This window comes from Halarsenatibacter silvermanii, assembly GCF_900103135.1.
Classification (GTDB): domain Bacteria; phylum Bacillota; class Halanaerobiia; order Halanaerobiales; family Halarsenatibacteraceae; genus Halarsenatibacter; species Halarsenatibacter silvermanii.
This window is the reverse complement of record NZ_FNGO01000029.1, coordinates 1-15,806: the sequence shown is the minus strand read 5'-3', so window position 1 is coordinate 15,806 and position 15,806 is coordinate 1. Positions and strand designations below refer to the sequence as shown.

The following is a 15,806-nucleotide window of genomic DNA, read 5'->3' as shown; positions in this document are numbered from 1 at the left end:
GGATCATGCTCTTATTGACAAAGTCAGGTTTTTTCAAAAAAGCAGTCATCGCAGCGGTGATTCTGACCGTTTTGGCTTCAGGGTATCTCCTGGTCGGCGATCGTCTCCTGGGAGGGGAGAATGGAGAAGAGGAACCCAATTCCCGGGAGGAGATGGCTGCCGAGGAAGAGGAAGAATTGGCCACCAGAGTGATCTGTTTTGAGGCGGTTATCGACGACATCGAGATCAGCAATGACTTTAATATAACGCTGGAAGCCAGCAAAGAATATTCCATTCATCCCCGCCTCGATGGCGAAGTAGAACACGTAAATTTTGATGTGGGCGACAGGGTGGAAAAAGGTGAGGTTCTGGCCGAGATAGATGATGAACGCTATCGCGCGGAACTGGAGCAGGCCCAGGCGGGATTGGCAGCCGCCGAAGCTGAATTGAGAAGACTGGAAACAGGAACGCCGGAGGAAGAGCTGGAGCAGGTAAGAGCCAGTATGCAGGAAGCTCAGGCCTCGGTAGAAGGAGCCCGCCGCGATGTAGGTTATTCTGAGGAGATCTTTGAGGAAAGAACCCCTGATGATATGGAAATTGAAGAGATCGAAACGGAGTATGAACAGGCCGAAAGGCAGCTGGAGATCGCCGAAAAGGAACTTCGTCAGGCCGAACTATCCTATGAAGACGCAGAAGATAATTATGAACGGATGTCCAGCCTGTACGAGGATGGGGCGATCAGTGAGCGCGAATATGAGGAGGCTTTGAGGGGCAAAGAGCAGGCTCAATCGCAGTTAGAAGCGGCTGAAGCCGGAATGCGTCAGTCAGAGTCAGCTTTGAAAGGAACTGAAACTTTAAAAAATATGACCATAGATCTTTATGACTTTCGGGCCGAAGAGGAACAGATGGTTTCCCAGGCCCGCACTCAATACGAAGCGGCTGAGGCTTCGCTGGAAGCTGCTGAAGCGGCTCTGGCCGAAGCGGAAAGAGGTCCGACTCAGGAGGAAATTGATGCCGCCCGCGCCCGGGTTGAGGAAGCCGGAGCGGGAGTGGAGCTGGCCAGCACTGTTTATGATGATGTTAAAATAGAAGCCCCGGCTGACGGTACGATCGCTCAGGTTGAAATAGAGGAAGGTGAAACTGCCAGCCCCGAAGCGCCATTATTTTACATGGTCAATCTGGAAGTGATGGAAGCGGTGGCCAATATAAATGAGCCGTATGTAAATCAGATTGAAGAAGGCGATGAAGCTCCTGTCACCATTTATGGAGCTGCTGAAGAGGAGTTTACCGGGAGAGTAAATACGATCTCCCCCCTAGCTTCTGAACAGGGCGGCTTTCCGGTCGAGCTGCGGGTGCCCAACCCTGATGAACAGATAAAGTCGGGTATGCGCGGCAGTATCGAATTAATAGTGGATGAATCGCAGGATACACTGCTCATCTCTCAGGATGCCACCTTTGAACCGGAAGAGCATGAGGCAGATCGAGCAGACAGCTCCTACAAAGCCGTGTATGTTATCGACGATGAAAATAGAGCCAGATATCAGACGGTAGAGACAGGGCTGGAAACAAAAGATATAGTGGAGATAAAATCGGGTCTGGAAGAAGGAGATCGGCTGATACTTCATGATCAGGGGCGTATCGAGGACGGCCAGAAGGTAGAGGTGGTAGAGAGTGAAACTATCTAAACTCGCCGTTGACCGTCCCATCTTTACAATCATGGTCATCCTCATAATTATGTTTTTGGGTTTTATCGGTGTCAGAGAACTGGGGCTGGACCTATATCCCGATATAGAGTTTCCCGTGGTGGCCGTTATGACTGAATACGAAGGAGCCACACCGGAAGAAGTAGAAAATCTTGTTACCAGGCCGATAGAAGATGCGACCAGTTCGGTCGACGGTATAGAAGATGTCAATTCTACTTCCAATCCGGGCCAGTCTTTTGTGATAAATCAATTTGAATTTGGCACCGATCTGGATTTTGCTCAGCTGGATGTTAGAGAACAGATCGACATGATTCGGGGAGTACTGCCGGATGATGCCGAAGATCCGATGATTTTCACTTTCGATCCCCAGCAGCTGCCCATCGCTACCTACGGTTTCACCGGAGAAAGAGATACACTGGAGCTGACCAACTGGGCGGAGGATAATCTCGAGCCCCGGCTGGAAAGATTGCCGGGTATTGCCAGCGTGGATGTAACCGGCGGGCTCGATAGAGAGGTTCATGTTGATGTCGATCAGGATTCTCTGCACGGATACGGGTTGACGCTGACCGATCTAACTGAGAAATTGCAGTCGGAAAATGTAAAGCGTTCCGGTGGAGATATAGAAATAGGACGCAAAGAGATGCTGACCGAAACCGATGGAGAGTTTGATAGCGTGGATGAGATCAGGGATCTGCATCTCAATGATATGGGCCTTCAGCTTTCTCAGGTAGCAGAGGTGATCGACGGCGAATCGGAGACAGAACAGTATGCCCGGGTTGATGGGGTGGAAGGTATCGGGCTTTCCATCCAGAGTGAGAGCGGAGCCAATACCGTGCTGGCCGCCCGGCGTCTGCAGGAGGAAATAGCCGATATAGAGGAAAATTTGCTCGCCGATGACATGAGCCTGCAGAATATATATGACGAATCTGAATTTATCGTCGACGCCATCAATAATCTGGCCCGGGACGCTTTTATCGGCGGGTTAATGGCTGTCATAGTACTCTATATTTTTATGCGCAGTATCAAAACGACCCTGATAGTCGGATTGGCCATGCCTATTTCCATCGTGGCCACCTTTGTGCTGATGTACTTTGGCGATCTCACCTTCAACCTGATGTCACTGGGCGGTCTGGCGCTCGGTATCGGGATGCTGGTGGATAATGCCATAGTTGTAATTGAAAATATTTACAGGATGAGACAGAACAATGTTGAATCCCGTCTGGCAGCCACCAGAGGCAGCGGAGAGGTGGCCTCAGCCATCACCGCCTCCACCCTTACGACAGCTTCGGTATTTCTGCCCGTTGTTTTCATCGAGGGGATCGCTTCAGAGTTATTCACTGAATTATCTATGACCGTGGCTTTTTCCCTGTTTGCTTCTCTGCTGGTGGCCCTGACTTTGATTCCTATGATGGCCTCCCGGCTTATGAATGGAGCCACTTCAGGCGGCAAAAGGCATCTTGAAAAATTTGACAGAGTCGGCGGTCGGGTTAAAAATATATACGGCCGTTTTATAAATCTGGCTCTCGATTATCGCTTTGTAGTGGTGGGAGCGGTGGCTGTGCTCTTCGCGGCCAGCCTGCTTTTGTTCCCCCGTATCGGAGCAGAGTTTATGCCTGATATGGATGAAGGGGAAATAAGAGTCGACATCGAGCTGCCCCAGGGCACAGTTCTATCCGAAACCCGCAGTGTGGCTCTAGATGTAGAGGATTATATCTGCGAGGAAATAGAAGAGGTGGATATCGTCTTTTCCGGGATAGGTATGGGAGCCGGACAGGCGCTCATATTCGGAGGCGGCGGTGCTTCCCATGAAGCTTCGATAGATGTTAGCCTGGTGGGGCAGGCGCAGAGAGAACGGGAAACTTCTGAGATAGCAGCGGAAATTAGAAGTTTTACCGAAGATATCCCCAGAGCCGATATTTCTGTAACAGAAGTCGAGGGAGGAGCTGGAGGCGGCGGCCCCGGCGAAGGTGCTCCTGTTGAACTGACAGTGTACGGCTCCGACCTGGAGCTGCTGGAAGAAATAACAGATGAGCTGGCTCTGGTGGTTGAAGATGTCGAGGGAGCCGTTGACGTCAATACCAGCATGGATGAAGGGAGCCCGGAAGTTGCAGTCGATGTAGACAGAAATCGCAGTGCCGATCTGGGCGTACCTGCTTCCCTGATAGCGCAGACAGTTAACACCGGTGTCGATGGTGATGTTGCCACCATGTATCGCGTCGATGATGACGAACACGATGTCAATGTGCGCCTGGCAGAGGGCGGCCGGGAAAGTCTTAATGAATTGAGAAGTCTCCGGGTGGCTTCGGAAAACGCCGGGATGGTGGAGCTGCGGGAACTGGCCAATATATATCAGACAGAAGGTCCGGTGAGCATAGATAGGGAGAATCGGGAGAGGACCGCCACAGTTACCGCAGATCTCCATGAACGCGATCTTGGCGGCGTGATCGAGGATATCGAGGCTGAGCTGGATGGAGTCAATATACCCGAGGACTATCGGGTGGAGATCACCGGTGAGGCTGAAGATATGGCTGAGGCGTTTGGAGATCTCGGCTATGCCATGATTCTGGCCATAGTGCTGATATACATGATTATGGCGGCTCAGTTTGAATCGCTGCTGCATCCTTTTACCATCATGTTTACCGTGCCGATGGCCATAATCGGGGTGCTGGCCGGACTGTTTTTGACCGGTCATTCTATCAGCATAGTTTCCATAATCGGAATGATAATGCTCATAGGCATTGTGGTCAATAATGCGATCGTGCTGGTTGATTATGTTAATATCCTGCGCAGCCGGGGGCAGACCCGTCGTGAGGCGCTGGTCAACGCCGGCAAAATCAGGCTCAGACCGATAATGATGACAGCGTTGACTACCATGCTGGCTCTGACCCCGCTGGCGCTGGGCATCGGTGAAGGAGCAGAAGCTCAGGCTCCCATGGGTGTTGTTGTTATCGGCGGGCTGTTTACAGCAACTTTTCTGACGCTTGTCTTTTTGCCGGTGGTTTATTCCCTGATCGATGGCGCCGATGATAAGATCAAAGGTCTGATCTGGAACTAAATCAGTCCTGATTGAAGGCAATGCGGGTGAAGCGATTGAGAAGCTCAGCTCCGCAAGGATTTTTGCGGACGCCTTCCATGATTTTTTCGGGATCTCGCCCGTTTTGCCTGATTTCATCTTTTATGAGTTCGATATATTTTTTCATAATTCCGGCGGTGAATTCCGGGTGAAACTGCAGGCCCCAGATTCTCTTTTCGCCCAATCTGAAGGCATGATAATTTTCGTATTCGTTTTCAGCCAGAACAACAGCTTCGGGAGGTAGACCGGTGACGGTCTGAGCATGTGAGGCCTGAGATTTAAATTCAGCCGGTAGATCTGCCAGAAGAGGATCATCACCGGCAGCTTCAGTCAGCCTGATAGGTACCGTACCGATTTCCCGCCCCTGGCTGTGATAATCAACATTTCCGCCGGCTGCTGCGGCCAGGAGCTGATGCCCAAAACAGACCCCCAATACAGGGATGGCAGTATTCTCCAGCAGATCCTCTGTCCAGGATATAAGTCGGTTGATCCAGTTTTTTTTGTCGGTAACCATTGCATGTGATCCAGTTATTATCAAACCGGCTATTTCAGCTTCGGCAAAATTTTTTACATCAGGAAGATCTTCCCCGTCATACGGTTTGATGACCATAAACCTGTGTCGGGGAAGTTCTATTTTGTCGATAAACATCTCCTCAAAATCGCCAAATTCTTGTTTTACGCTGGCTTTAGTGTCGCCAGTTTTTGTGATCATCAATTTCTGCATAAGATTTTCACCCCATTATAGAATATTATTTGCTGCAGATATAATGCTCTGAATTGAATTGATGCAATCATATGTTATAATATTATAAAAGAGCATCTGTCTCAAGTTGATAGTGCAGCAATAATTCTTATTTTTACTCCCCTCTCTGATCTGCAGATTAATTTTTGTGGTTACAATATTTTTTTTCCGTGGGAGGCCGGGCAGCTTGGATATTTTCTCTGAAGAGAAAGACCGACAAAAACCCATCAATTTTACCATAATGCATACCAATGATGAGCATTCATCGTTTCTGCCCCACCGACCTTCTGATGAATCGCTCAGTCCGGAATCTGCGGTCAAGATAGGAGGATTTGCCCGTCTGGCATCTCTGGTGAAAAAGATTCGGGAAGAAAATCCCGGGGAGAAAAAACTTCTGGTTTCAGCCGGTGATTTTTTATCGGGAGACCCTTTTTCCTGGCTTTCTTTTTCCGGGGAGTCGCCCGAGCTCGATTTGATGAAGGATCTGGGTTACGATGTCCTGACTCTGGGCAACCACGATCTCGATTACGGTCCGGGACATCTCGATGAATATCTGGATTCTGCAGGTTTTCCCGCCTCCGATACAGAACTTGATATTATAGCCTCTAATACTGATATCCCTGAAGACGGCCCGCTCTCCCGGCGGGGGATATCTGATTTTTCCGTGCAGGGACTGGAGGATGACTTCAGAGTCGGTTTTTTTGGTATTTTAGGAGATCAGGCTATAGATTTGATCAAGAACAGAGAGAATCTCGAGTTTGAACATCCCCTGGTGACGGCAGAAGCGGCGGTACGGGAGTTAAAACAGAGAGAAGCCGACGTAATAATAGCTCTATCTCATGCCGGTCTTAAAGAAGACCAAGAACTTGTAAAACATGTCGACGATATAGATATTATTATCGGGGGCCATTCTCATACCATTCTGACGGGTCCTGTAAAAACTGAGGATACCATAATCGTTCAGACCGGCTGCCGCTTCGAAAACCTCGGCGTCCTGCGGCTTTGTTACAGACCGGCAGCGGAAGAAGTTGTGCTCCGCGATGGTGAAAAAAACCTGCTGGCTGTTGATGAGGAGGTCGATCCCGACCCTGCAATGGCTGAAAAAGTGAGCCATTACACCGATAGGCTCAGCGAATATGTGTCACGGATTTATCACCGGCGCCTTGATCTCAACTGGAGTGCCTTTGCAGCCAACTTCAGCGTGCCACATCTGCCCGATTTAGCGGAAACTCCCTGCGGCAATTTCTTCACCGATGCCCTGAGATTTTCCGCCGCCGAAATGCTCGAAAAAGAAGTAGATTTTGCTTTTCAGGCCAGCGGCCTCATAAGACAGGGGCTTTATCCCGAAGAGGTAGATGATGGAAAAGAGGGAGTCACCTATTATCAGCTCGCGTCTATAGGGGGCATGGGCAGCGGCTGGAATGAAAGGCCTGGTTATCCCCTGCTGGCAGGTTATTTGACCGGAAAAGAGATTCGGAGAGTGCTGGAGCTGTCAATTCTGATCAGTCAGTATATGGGCAGTCCTTTTTATCTTCAGGTTTCCGGATTGAGATTTACTTATGATCGCAGAAAAGCTATCCTGGGCAATATACCGGTTTTGAACAAACCACTCCCCACCGGAAGAGCGGTTAAGTCGATACAAAAGTATACCGGCGGCGGTGTGCAGACCAGACCCACCGTGCAAAACAGCGATCAATTTCAGGATATAGCTGCAGATGATGATACAGAATATCTTGTGGCCCTTGATTATTATCTGGCCAGCTTTATTCCCTATGTCTGCGAGAAGATTCCTTTTCTCGAAATTGAGCTCAAAGATGAAGGCGGAGAACCATATCAGGATCTCAGCCGGGCCGTAGTCGAGAATAAAGCCGGTGAAGAGATGAAAATCTGGGAGGCTGTTTTCAATTATTCTCGACAGCAGAGGGGCAGCCTCGATCCAGTTTATAAAGATGAAAGCGGTCGGGCGGAGAACATAAGAGAACTATCGCTTCTGGCCACACCTGCTTTCAGCGCTCTTTCGGTTTTTTTGACGCTTTTGATCGTGATTATTCTGGTCCTGCATATTTTATGATCCTGGATTACATGATCTTTGATGATCAAAAACAAAGGAATAACTCAGATAACCTGTTCGAGAAGGTCTTTTTATTTTTAAGGGGATAATACCTGACTGATGGATGTTAAAATAGAGCTTTTTGTTTTTTATGAACTGGGAGGAGAGCTGACCTACGAAGAGATCGATGCTGCTCTGGAAAATTTTTCCCAGCGCAGTTCTGATGAATTTATATTGGAAGAGGATAAGGGCACCCCGGATTATGTTCGCTATCCGCAGCCGGTTATTTTTCGCCCGGCTTCCGGGTTTGCCAGAGGGGAGGACAGTCACCCCGTAACCGGCAAAATATATAAAACGGGGGATTTGAGCTTAAGGATTACGATAGATCCCGGCGTTGATAATTTAAAGGAACTCAACGAATATCTGTCCGAAAATCATTCCCTCAAAGAGGAAGTCAGAGATCACTGTCGTGATATTTATCGCCGGCTGGCCGATGAATTCAGTTTTGATATATCCCGAGAAGAGTTTTATAGACGGGGGATGAGCGAAGTTTATCCGGTTTTTTGCGTCAGTGGTTTTAATAATGAGGCAGAAAAGCTAATAGAGAATAAACAAAGGGAGATAACTGCACTTTTGAACCGTCAGTACCGACGCCGGAATTTCAGCCGGGAGCAGATAGAAGCGACGATATCTGACAGTATCAGCTTTTATCGGCAGGACTGCAGCGTGATTCACTGGAATGGTTCGGTCTTGCTCAACGATGATGACAGATTCTCAGATGTTCTGCTGATCCTCGAGCTGGCGAATATTCAATTTCTCAAACTCAAACTTTACGATGATTACATTAACAATTATCTCTCCGATTACATGGATGATATAGATAGATTTTTGAAGTTCAGACTTCTCCTGCATGTTCCGGGTCTGCGCAATAAAATAACCGAGATTACCCGGTTGAAAGTCGAACTGGAAAAAGTCACCGAAATTCTCGACAATCACGAAAAATATTTCGGCAGCTGGTATCTGGCCAGAATTTATTCTCAGGCCTGTAGAGTTTTTGAAATCGATCGCTGGCGGGAGGTGATGGAAAAAAGGCTCGAAAAGGTAACAGAGCTCTATTCCATGCTGGAAGAGGAAGTAAATCGCAGCCGCATGCTCTTTCTAAATGTGCTCACTCTCATGCTTTTTATTCTCTGGTTTGTAATCGGTTAAAAATAACATGATCACTGGAGGTATAAAATTATGGATACAATCAGCGCAATAAAGGATCGGTCGAGCATCCGCAAATACAAGGACGAACCTGTGGAAGATGAGAAGATAAAACGGATTTTGAAAATGGGGATTGAAGCTCCTTCTGGTAAGAACAGGCAGCCCTGGAACTTTGTAGTGCTGCAGAACGATCCCAAGCAGGATATAATCGATATAGTACATAACAAAGCCCGGTCTTTGAAAAAAGAAGGTGAGGAAGTCGGGACAAGTCTCTCGACTATCAGAACTCTGCGCCAGGCGCCGGTACTGATTTTAATTTTTAACCCCTATTCGGATAAAGATCGCCAGACACTCGATGAGTATCAGCATTCTGTCGATACTCAGTCGGTGGGGGCTGCCATAGAGAATATGCTGCTGGCTGCCACCGATATGGGGCTGGGCAGTCTCTGGATCTGTGATGTCTTTGTGGCTGAAGACGAAATCGCTGAATGGCTGGAAGTGGACGATGAGCTCGTAGCCGCGGTAGCGCTGGGCCATTCCGCCGAGGATGCCGAGAAGACCGAGCGCGAGGACGTTGAGTCACTGACCACCTGGATAGGAGAGGACTCAGATGAGGAGTGATTCAAATCGATGGCTGGTGACTCAGGTCCGCGCCGGATAATTATAGGAACAACCCTGATTATACTGGTCGGGCTGGCCTTTATGATCTCCCGCACCTATGATGAGGGAGGGGCTTATTATCAAACAGTAAACGAAGTCAGGCAATCTCAAACAGGCCAGGATCAGGTGCGTGTAGCCGGCTGGGTGGTCGAGGACAGCCTGGATTATGACGAGGATGGCAGCGAGCTCTTTTTCCGGCTGGAAGACCCCGGTGGAGACGAGCAGCTCCCCGTTAATTACAGCGGCACAAAGCCAGATGAGATATATGAACAGCCGCAGGTAGTTATCGAGGGTACTTACGACGGGGATAAATTTCAGGCAGATACCATTATGTTTCAATGTCCTTCCCAATATGAAGAGGAACTGGAAGAGGAGAGAAATCAATAAAATGCTGGAAATGGACGGGGTGACGCTGTCTTTAGCCGGCAGGGATATAATCGATGATGTGAGTTTATCGCTTTCAGCCGGAGAGAAGCTGGCAGTTCTGGGGCCGAACGGGGCCGGAAAGACCACACTTTTGAAGATGGCCGCCGGACTTTTAGAGCCCGACCGCGGTTCTGTAATCTGGCAGAATAAAGATATATTAAAAAACAGGCCCAGAATAGGATTTCTCGGTCATGAAGTTCAGCTGTACGAGGATCTGACCCTGCGTCAAAACCTCAATTTTTTTGCCCGCTTATACGGATGCAGCCTGAAGGAAAGCGAGATCGAGAGCTGGCTGAGCAGGTTTGATCTCATGATCTATGCTGACAGCAGGGTGGAAGAATTATCGCGGGGGATGAAGCAGCGCCTGGCACTTTGCCGCTGTTTTTTTATCTCTCCTCAGCTGCTCATTCTGGACGAGCCCTACACCGGTCTGGATGTGAGTTCGATCAAAGTGCTCGTCGAGCTCTGGAGTGAACTCTCCTCCTGTCCTGTGCTTTTTACCACTCATGATCTTGACTGGGGTCTGGAACACGGTGATAGATGGCTTTTGCTGAAAAAAGGAAAAGCTGTGGCCGGAGGCGATTCTTCGGAGGTGGACAGTTTGAAGAAAAAATTCCCCGGTGCCCGTCGGGAGAAAGTTTAGCATGGGTTTTTTCAGCACCATACGCACGCTTCTCTACCGCGAAATTAGACTGGAGCTCAATACCGGTCAGCTCGTCGGTTCGATGCTGTTTTTTGCCCTGCTGGCCGGGATTTTATTCAGCATGGTTTTCACAGCCGGGCTGGATGAAACCGATTACTTTCCCGGGGTTTATACTTTCAGCCATCTTTTTGCCATTCTACTGATTTTGAATAGAGCTATTGCCCGGGAGAGAGAAAACGGGTGTCTGGAGTTGATCATGCTGGCCGGGAGCTCGCGTGAGGCGGTGATGATCTCCCGTATCACAGCCAACTATCTTTTCTTCATCCTGATCTCGATCTTCATCACACCGGTGTTTCTGCTCCTTTTTGATCTTCATATTCCTCCGGCTGGTATTCTGCAGCTGGCGCTGGTTATTTTGATCTTTCAGGCCGGTCTGGCGGTTACCGGCAGCATTTTGGCCTTCCTGGTAAGCTATACCCGGCTGGGAAATTTGCTGCTGCCGGTTTTGCTTCTTCCCCTTTTGATCCCGCTGCTGCTGGGGACAGTAGAATCGATTTCGCTGGCTCTTGGGGGTACCTGGAATCAAAGTTTTACCTTCTGGCTGCTTTTGATGCTGACTTACGATCTCGTTTACTTTACAGCTGCAGTGTGGCTTTCACCATATTTGCTGGAGGTGTAATATATCGGCCGGGAAAAGTCCGAGCTGGCTGCAAAAGCCAGCAGAATCTTTTTTTATCTGAGTACGGTCCTTCTCATATTATCGCCGCTTTTTATCTTTGTTTACGCCCCGACCGAAAGGGTCATGGGAGATGTTCAGCGTATATTTTATTTCCATGTAGCTTCAGCCTGGGTGGGCTTTTTTGCATTTTTTGTGGTTTTTACTGCCAGCCTTGTCTATATCCTGAAAGAAAAGGTGATCTGGCATCAAATGTCCCTGGCTTCGGCTGAGATAGGGGTTTTATTCACCACTTTTGTCATAGGGTCGGGGATGCTCTGGGGCAGGGCGGCCTGGAATACCTGGTGGACCTGGGATCCGCGGCTTACCACCACTTTGATAATGTGGTTTGTTTATCTGGGATACCTTTTTTTGAATACCGCCGCCACCCGGGATAAAAAAAGAAAGCTGACAGCAATTTATGGACTTATATCTTTCATCAATATACCGCTGGTTTTTATGTCTATCCGCTGGTGGCGGACTCTCCACCCGGTGGTGATTGAGATGGATGGGGGAGGAGGATTGACTCCGCGCATGGTTCACGTGATGCTCTATTCTCTTTTAACCCTGACGGTTCTTTATCTGGCTCTGTTTTTATTCAGATTTCGTCAGCTGAGGCTCAAAAATAAATTGAGAGAGGTTAAAAATTCGATAGATAATGTGAGGTGAAGTTATGAATTTTCTGGCCCTGGCTTATATGCTTTTCCTGGCCCTATTGATGCTGTATATGAGAGGGCTGAAGTCAAAGCAGCGCGATCTGGAAAGGGAGGTCAAATTGGTCAGAGAAATCTTGAGGGAGGAGGACAGCGAGCAGAAGAGGAAGGACAGGGCTCATAATTGAGCCCGTTGTTAGCGGTGTAAAACGGTTAATAACCCCCGGGAGGTTTAATATGGTAGAATGAGAGTAGACTTGAATCATAAAGTCAAAAGGAGGAGATAACAAAATGACCTGTAAGGCCTGTAGAGTTATACCGGTAGAAGAGAGACAGCGCTGCAAAAATAACATCAAATGCGCTTTTCATGAAGATGGCAGTTTCGACAATGACAACTGGTGCTGTCAGACGATGCATAAACTAAAAGATTTTGCCAGGGATTACGGCACCTATTATCACGAAGTGGAGGGCAGATCGAGCATATCCACCTTAAAAATTCCGGAGAATGATATCTTCAACGGTTATATAACCATATCAACCTGCACAGAAGGTGGAGATACCGATAATGCAGTGATGATCAACCCCTCCGAGCATAAACCCCTTACTCTGGATATTGCTGAAATGACCGCAGATTACTACGAAAATCTCTCCTCTCCGGTCAAAAGAGGCTGAGCTGCTCCTCTGTACTGTCCGGGGAAGGGTCTATTACCAGATCCCGGTTTCTATTCTTCGTGAGGAGTGTTTTGATCTGTTCATCGGAAAGCGAATGGTTCAGCCAGGATTTTTCATCCTCGCTATCCAGAATTACCGGCATTCTGTCATGAATTTTCCTGAGCTCTCCCCGGGCGGTCCGGGTTATCACCACAAAACAATTCTTTCTCTCATCGTTTAAACTATAGGGTGAATAGAGGCCTGCCAGCGAGAACATTTTTCTGTCGGCAATAGAAATGGTGAACCTGGTTTTTTTGTTTCCGGGCTTCAGCTGTTTCCATTCATAAAAGGCGGCAGCGGGAATAAGACATCTCCTGCTGTCGGCTGCTGCAGCGAAAGTCGGTTTTTCACATACGGTTTCGGCCCGGGCATTGATGAGAGGGCGGGAGCTGAAATCTGGCTGGAAACCCCAGGACTGCTCCTCTAAAATTTGCTCCCCGTTTTCGGTTTTAAGCACCGGCACAGAATCGGTGGGCCGGATAGAACTGTCGGACTGGAAATTTTGAACTTCTATCCTGATATCTCCTGAGCTTATTTCTGCTGAATTGAAGTAATCCACTATCTCGATCAGCTCGACCGGCAGAGCGAAACTGCCGCACATTGAGATTGCCTCCTCATAAAATTTTATTTCCGGGAAAAATTCCTGCAGAGTTCTGGCCGCAATGAAATTTTACAATATCTGATACCAGAATACAAATAGACGTCTCTATTTGTTATTTATACCGTCTTTGCTTGACACATTTTGATAAAAAATGTAATATAGATTACAGAATTGAATTCTATAAATTAGGATCTTCTTGTCTTCAGTTGGCTAAAAGGTGTGTAAAAACCTCATTTAGTTGTGCTGTAAGATATAAAGCTGCGTTCACAATGAAATTTTTCCCCGGCATAAGTTTAGTTTTCGGCCAAAAAATTGCGCTTCCTTCGCGAGAGCTTTTCCCTGAGCTCCCGCTCAGCCCGGCACCTCCTGAGTCGGGGACACTATTTTTTGGCCATGGACTTAACCTGAATCTCGAAAAATTTCGAGTATCACTTTGCTTTATATATTCCAGCCATTATTGTCATGACAGTGATCTAATACTATATCTATCAACTGATAACAAGAAGATCCATAAATTATTGAGTATCGAATAAACCAGGCAGCTGGAGGTTTGTAAAATGCCCACATACAATTACAAATGCAGACAGTGCGAAAACAAATTTTCCCTGGAAGCCACCCTTTCCGAAAAAGAGGCAGGACTCGAAGTGAGCTGTTCGAACTGCAGCAGCGAAGATGTTTTTCAGATCTTTGACAGCGTGGGAGTGCTGGGAGGCGGAAGCAGTACGGGATCGGACTGCACCTCTTCCAGCTGTCCGCCCGATCGCAGCTGCTGTGGATAATATGATGACCGATCAACTATATTGCCGGACTCTCCGTCCGGCTTTTTTACATGATTTTTGTTAATCTTAACTGTACATAAATAGATACGCTTAATTTATAGGATATACAAAAACAGGGGGAGTTAAAATGTCGGAAAATCAGGTTATCGATCTGCGCAGCGACACTATCACCCGGCCCGATGAGGAAATGAGAAAAGCTATGGCCGGAGCAGAAGTTGGGGATGATGTTTATCGCGAGGATCCCACAGTTCTGGAGCTGGAGGAAAAAGTTGCCGAGATTCTGGGCAAAGAGGCTGCTCTTTATTTTCCCAGCGGCACCATGGCCAATCAGACTGCTATTTTAGTGCATACAGAGCCGGGCCAGGAAGTAATTCTGGGAAAGAAGTCTCATATCTTTTATTATGAAGCAGGAGGGGCGGCCAGGTTGAGCGGTCTGCAGACCCGAACACTGGATGATGAATCCGGCTGTCCTGACCCGGATGATGTCGAGAAGGCCATCAGAGGTGAGGATATACATTATCCGCCTACAGGTTTAATCTGTCTGGAAAATACCCATAACCGGGCCGGAGGCAGGGTGGTTAAGCCGGAGATCATCGAGAAGATAAGCAGTATCGCTTCCGAAAAAGATCTGCCTCTGCATCTGGATGGAGCCCGTTTTTTCAATGCTGTGCAGGCTTTAGAATGTTCTCCAGCAGATCTGGCCGGATATTTTGACAGTGTTATGTGCTGTCTTTCCAAAGGATTGGGTGCGCCGGTGGGTTCTATGCTGGCCGGGGAAGAGGAATTTATAGAAAAAGCAATAGCAAAAAGAAAGCTTTTGGGCGGAGGCATGCGCCAGGTCGGGGTGCTGGCTGCTGCTGGCTTGAAAGCTCTCGAAAATGTAGACAGGCTGGCTGAAGATCATAGGCTGGCCTCTGAACTCGCGGAAAAAATTGACCGGATAGACTGGCCCGAGCTTGAAGTCGATGAGGTGAATACAAATTTTGTTATATTGAAATATGAAGGAGAAGCTGGAGCTGAAGCTCTCCGCAGCCGGATGGAAAATATAGGGCTTCTGGCCAACGCTATCGGCCCCAGTAGGATTAGGCTGGTTACCCATCTGGATGTGGATGAGCAGGCTATTGAGGATTTTGCCGCCGGTTTAAAGCAGCTGGCAGGCACGATAAGCTGATGAATTTAACTTTTTTATCTAAGCTTGACATTTACAGGTTTAAAGCATTATAATCTAATTAAAGATTTACCATTCTCATCAGTCTCAATCAATAAAATCACGAAGTGGAGGAGGAGTTGAGAAATGCGCAACGATTTGGAAAGAGAACACTGGACGACGCGCCTGGGCTTTATTCTGGCTGCTGCTGGTTCTGCTGTCGGTCTTGGCAACATCTGGCGTTTCCCCTACATAACGGGTGAAGAGGGAGGCGCTGCTTTTCTGCTGATCTATCTTTTATTTATTGTTATCATAGGATATCCTGTTATGGTTACCGAGATGACCATCGGACGCAAGTCTCAGAGGAATCCGGTGGGAGCTTTTAAAGCTCTAGGAGGGTGTTGAAAAACCCCCCCATGATTTCCAGGCAAATATCGTCACAATTCTTATCATAATAACTCCCATAAACCCTGTTAATGCAGGCAACTATGTGGTATAATATAATTAAGTAAAGGGTTGAATTTAATACATATATGGGGGCAAAAATTCATGATGGGCAAGAAGTCTTCTCAGAAATCTTTTCATGATGCTGATTACATCTGTGAAGACGTAGTACCGAAAGATAGTTTTTATCACTCCTTACATCGTTTGGGGTCTTCTTTATTTGATGATGAAGATTTTGCTGAAATGTACTGTGAAGATAATGGCCGTGAGAGTA

Annotated in this window: 15 protein-coding genes and 1 pseudogene; 14 read left to right on the top strand and 2 right to left on the bottom strand. The window is 47.8% G+C overall.

Features of this window, described 5'->3' with window-relative positions; genetic code table 11:
* The first annotated feature begins 5 nt into the window (after nucleotides 1-5).
* A complete protein-coding gene (locus BLT15_RS11550; protein WP_089761928.1) occupies nucleotides 6-1,664 on the top strand; it encodes an efflux RND transporter periplasmic adaptor subunit in 1,659 nt (552 codons plus the stop codon).
* Nucleotides 1,651-4,737: an efflux RND transporter permease subunit gene (locus tag BLT15_RS11545; protein WP_089761926.1), complete on the top strand. Its 3,087-nt coding sequence runs from the start codon at nucleotides 1,651-1,653 to the stop codon at nucleotides 4,735-4,737. Before BLT15_RS11550 ends, BLT15_RS11545 begins: the two co-directional genes overlap by 14 nt.
* Before the next feature lies 1 nt (nucleotide 4,738).
* Here BLT15_RS11545 and BLT15_RS11540 read toward each other — a convergent pair whose 3' ends face one another.
* Nucleotides 4,739-5,479, bottom strand: coding sequence for a glutamine amidotransferase (locus tag BLT15_RS11540; protein WP_089761923.1), 741 nt, complete (start codon nucleotides 5,477-5,479; stop codon nucleotides 4,739-4,741).
* Between the two features lie 205 nt (nucleotides 5,480-5,684).
* Between BLT15_RS11540 and BLT15_RS11535 the strand changes: the two genes are divergently transcribed.
* The 9 genes from BLT15_RS11535 to BLT15_RS11500 all read left to right on the top strand — a co-directional run bounded on the left by BLT15_RS11535 (nucleotide 5,685) and on the right by BLT15_RS11500 (nucleotide 12,522).
* Nucleotides 5,685-7,568 carry a bifunctional metallophosphatase/5'-nucleotidase gene (locus BLT15_RS11535; protein ID WP_089761921.1) on the top strand — a complete coding sequence of 628 codons (1,884 nt, stop codon included), beginning with the start codon at nucleotides 5,685-5,687 and terminating at the stop codon, nucleotides 7,566-7,568.
* 99 nt (nucleotides 7,569-7,667) lie between these two features.
* Nucleotides 7,668-8,756 (top strand): hypothetical protein, encoded by a 1,089-nt coding sequence (locus tag BLT15_RS11530; RefSeq protein ID WP_089761919.1) that lies wholly within the window; start codon nucleotides 7,668-7,670, stop codon nucleotides 8,754-8,756.
* Between the two features lie 30 nt (nucleotides 8,757-8,786).
* A complete protein-coding gene (locus tag BLT15_RS11525; RefSeq protein ID WP_089761916.1) occupies nucleotides 8,787-9,374 on the top strand; it encodes a nitroreductase family protein in 588 nt (195 codons plus the stop codon).
* A 9-nt stretch (nucleotides 9,375-9,383) separates the two neighbouring features.
* The gene (locus BLT15_RS11520; RefSeq protein WP_089761914.1) at nucleotides 9,384-9,800 is read left to right on the top strand and encodes a cytochrome c maturation protein CcmE domain-containing protein; all 417 of its coding nucleotides are present in this window, start codon (nucleotides 9,384-9,386) and stop codon (nucleotides 9,798-9,800) included.
* A 1-nt stretch (nucleotide 9,801) separates the two neighbouring features.
* Entirely contained in the window at nucleotides 9,802-10,482 is a 681-nt protein-coding gene (locus tag BLT15_RS11515) for an ABC transporter ATP-binding protein (protein ID WP_159429935.1), read from the top strand.
* A 1-nt stretch (nucleotide 10,483) separates the two neighbouring features.
* Nucleotides 10,484-11,161, top strand: coding sequence for a heme exporter protein CcmB (locus BLT15_RS11510; protein ID WP_089761910.1), 678 nt, complete (start codon nucleotides 10,484-10,486; stop codon nucleotides 11,159-11,161).
* Nucleotides 11,162-11,164: 3 nt separating this feature from the next.
* Nucleotides 11,165-11,866, top strand: a complete 702-nt coding sequence (ccsA, locus tag BLT15_RS11505; protein WP_200769764.1) for a cytochrome c biogenesis protein CcsA — start codon at nucleotides 11,165-11,167, stop codon at nucleotides 11,864-11,866.
* Nucleotides 11,867-11,870: 4 nt separating this feature from the next.
* Nucleotides 11,871-12,038, top strand: a complete 168-nt coding sequence (locus BLT15_RS13320) for a hypothetical protein (RefSeq protein ID WP_159429934.1) — start codon at nucleotides 11,871-11,873, stop codon at nucleotides 12,036-12,038.
* A gap of 103 nt (nucleotides 12,039-12,141) precedes the next feature.
* A complete protein-coding gene (locus tag BLT15_RS11500; RefSeq protein ID WP_089761906.1) occupies nucleotides 12,142-12,522 on the top strand; it encodes a hypothetical protein in 381 nt (126 codons plus the stop codon).
* Here BLT15_RS11500 and BLT15_RS11495 read toward each other — a convergent pair.
* A complete protein-coding gene (locus BLT15_RS11495; RefSeq protein WP_089761904.1) occupies nucleotides 12,509-13,162 on the bottom strand; it encodes an SOS response-associated peptidase in 654 nt (217 codons plus the stop codon). The two genes, BLT15_RS11500 and BLT15_RS11495, sit on opposite strands and share 14 nt — an antisense overlap.
* Before the next feature lie 557 nt (nucleotides 13,163-13,719).
* On the opposite strand from BLT15_RS11495, the gene BLT15_RS11490 reads away from it, so the two are divergent.
* The 3 genes and pseudogenes from BLT15_RS11490 to BLT15_RS11480 form a co-directional block, all read left to right on the top strand.
* Nucleotides 13,720-13,941 (top strand): FmdB family zinc ribbon protein, encoded by a 222-nt coding sequence (locus BLT15_RS11490; RefSeq protein ID WP_089761902.1) that lies wholly within the window; start codon nucleotides 13,720-13,722, stop codon nucleotides 13,939-13,941.
* 127 nt (nucleotides 13,942-14,068) lie between these two features.
* A complete protein-coding gene (gene ltaE, locus BLT15_RS11485; protein WP_089761900.1) occupies nucleotides 14,069-15,112 on the top strand; it encodes a low-specificity L-threonine aldolase in 1,044 nt (347 codons plus the stop codon).
* 123 nt (nucleotides 15,113-15,235) lie between these two features.
* Nucleotides 15,236-15,481 (top strand): annotated as a pseudogene (locus tag BLT15_RS11480) (sodium-dependent transporter); the annotation flags it as partial.
* Nucleotides 15,482-15,806 lie beyond the last annotated feature (325 nt).

Excerpts from the sequence above, each read along its gene's own strand:
- BLT15_RS11550 (WP_089761928.1), top strand. The coding sequence starts at position 6 with ATGCTCTTATTGACAAAGTCAGGTTTTTTCAAAAAAGCAGTCATCGCA.
- BLT15_RS11540 (WP_089761923.1), bottom strand. The coding sequence starts at position 5,479 with ATGCAGAAATTGATGATCACAAAAACTGGCGACACTAAAGCCAGCGTA.
- BLT15_RS11530 (WP_089761919.1), top strand. The coding sequence starts at position 7,668 with ATGGATGTTAAAATAGAGCTTTTTGTTTTTTATGAACTGGGAGGAGAG.
- BLT15_RS11525 (WP_089761916.1), top strand. The coding sequence starts at position 8,787 with ATGGATACAATCAGCGCAATAAAGGATCGGTCGAGCATCCGCAAATAC.
- BLT15_RS11520 (WP_089761914.1), top strand. The coding sequence starts at position 9,384 with ATGGCTGGTGACTCAGGTCCGCGCCGGATAATTATAGGAACAACCCTG.
- BLT15_RS11515 (WP_159429935.1), top strand. The coding sequence starts at position 9,802 with ATGCTGGAAATGGACGGGGTGACGCTGTCTTTAGCCGGCAGGGATATA.
- BLT15_RS11510 (WP_089761910.1), top strand. The coding sequence starts at position 10,484 with ATGGGTTTTTTCAGCACCATACGCACGCTTCTCTACCGCGAAATTAGA.
- BLT15_RS13320 (WP_159429934.1), top strand. The coding sequence starts at position 11,871 with ATGAATTTTCTGGCCCTGGCTTATATGCTTTTCCTGGCCCTATTGATG.
- BLT15_RS11500 (WP_089761906.1), top strand. The coding sequence starts at position 12,142 with ATGACCTGTAAGGCCTGTAGAGTTATACCGGTAGAAGAGAGACAGCGC.
- BLT15_RS11495 (WP_089761904.1), bottom strand. The coding sequence starts at position 13,162 with ATGTGCGGCAGTTTCGCTCTGCCGGTCGAGCTGATCGAGATAGTGGAT.
- BLT15_RS11490 (WP_089761902.1), top strand. The coding sequence starts at position 13,720 with ATGCCCACATACAATTACAAATGCAGACAGTGCGAAAACAAATTTTCC.
- ltaE (WP_089761900.1), top strand. The coding sequence starts at position 14,069 with ATGTCGGAAAATCAGGTTATCGATCTGCGCAGCGACACTATCACCCGG.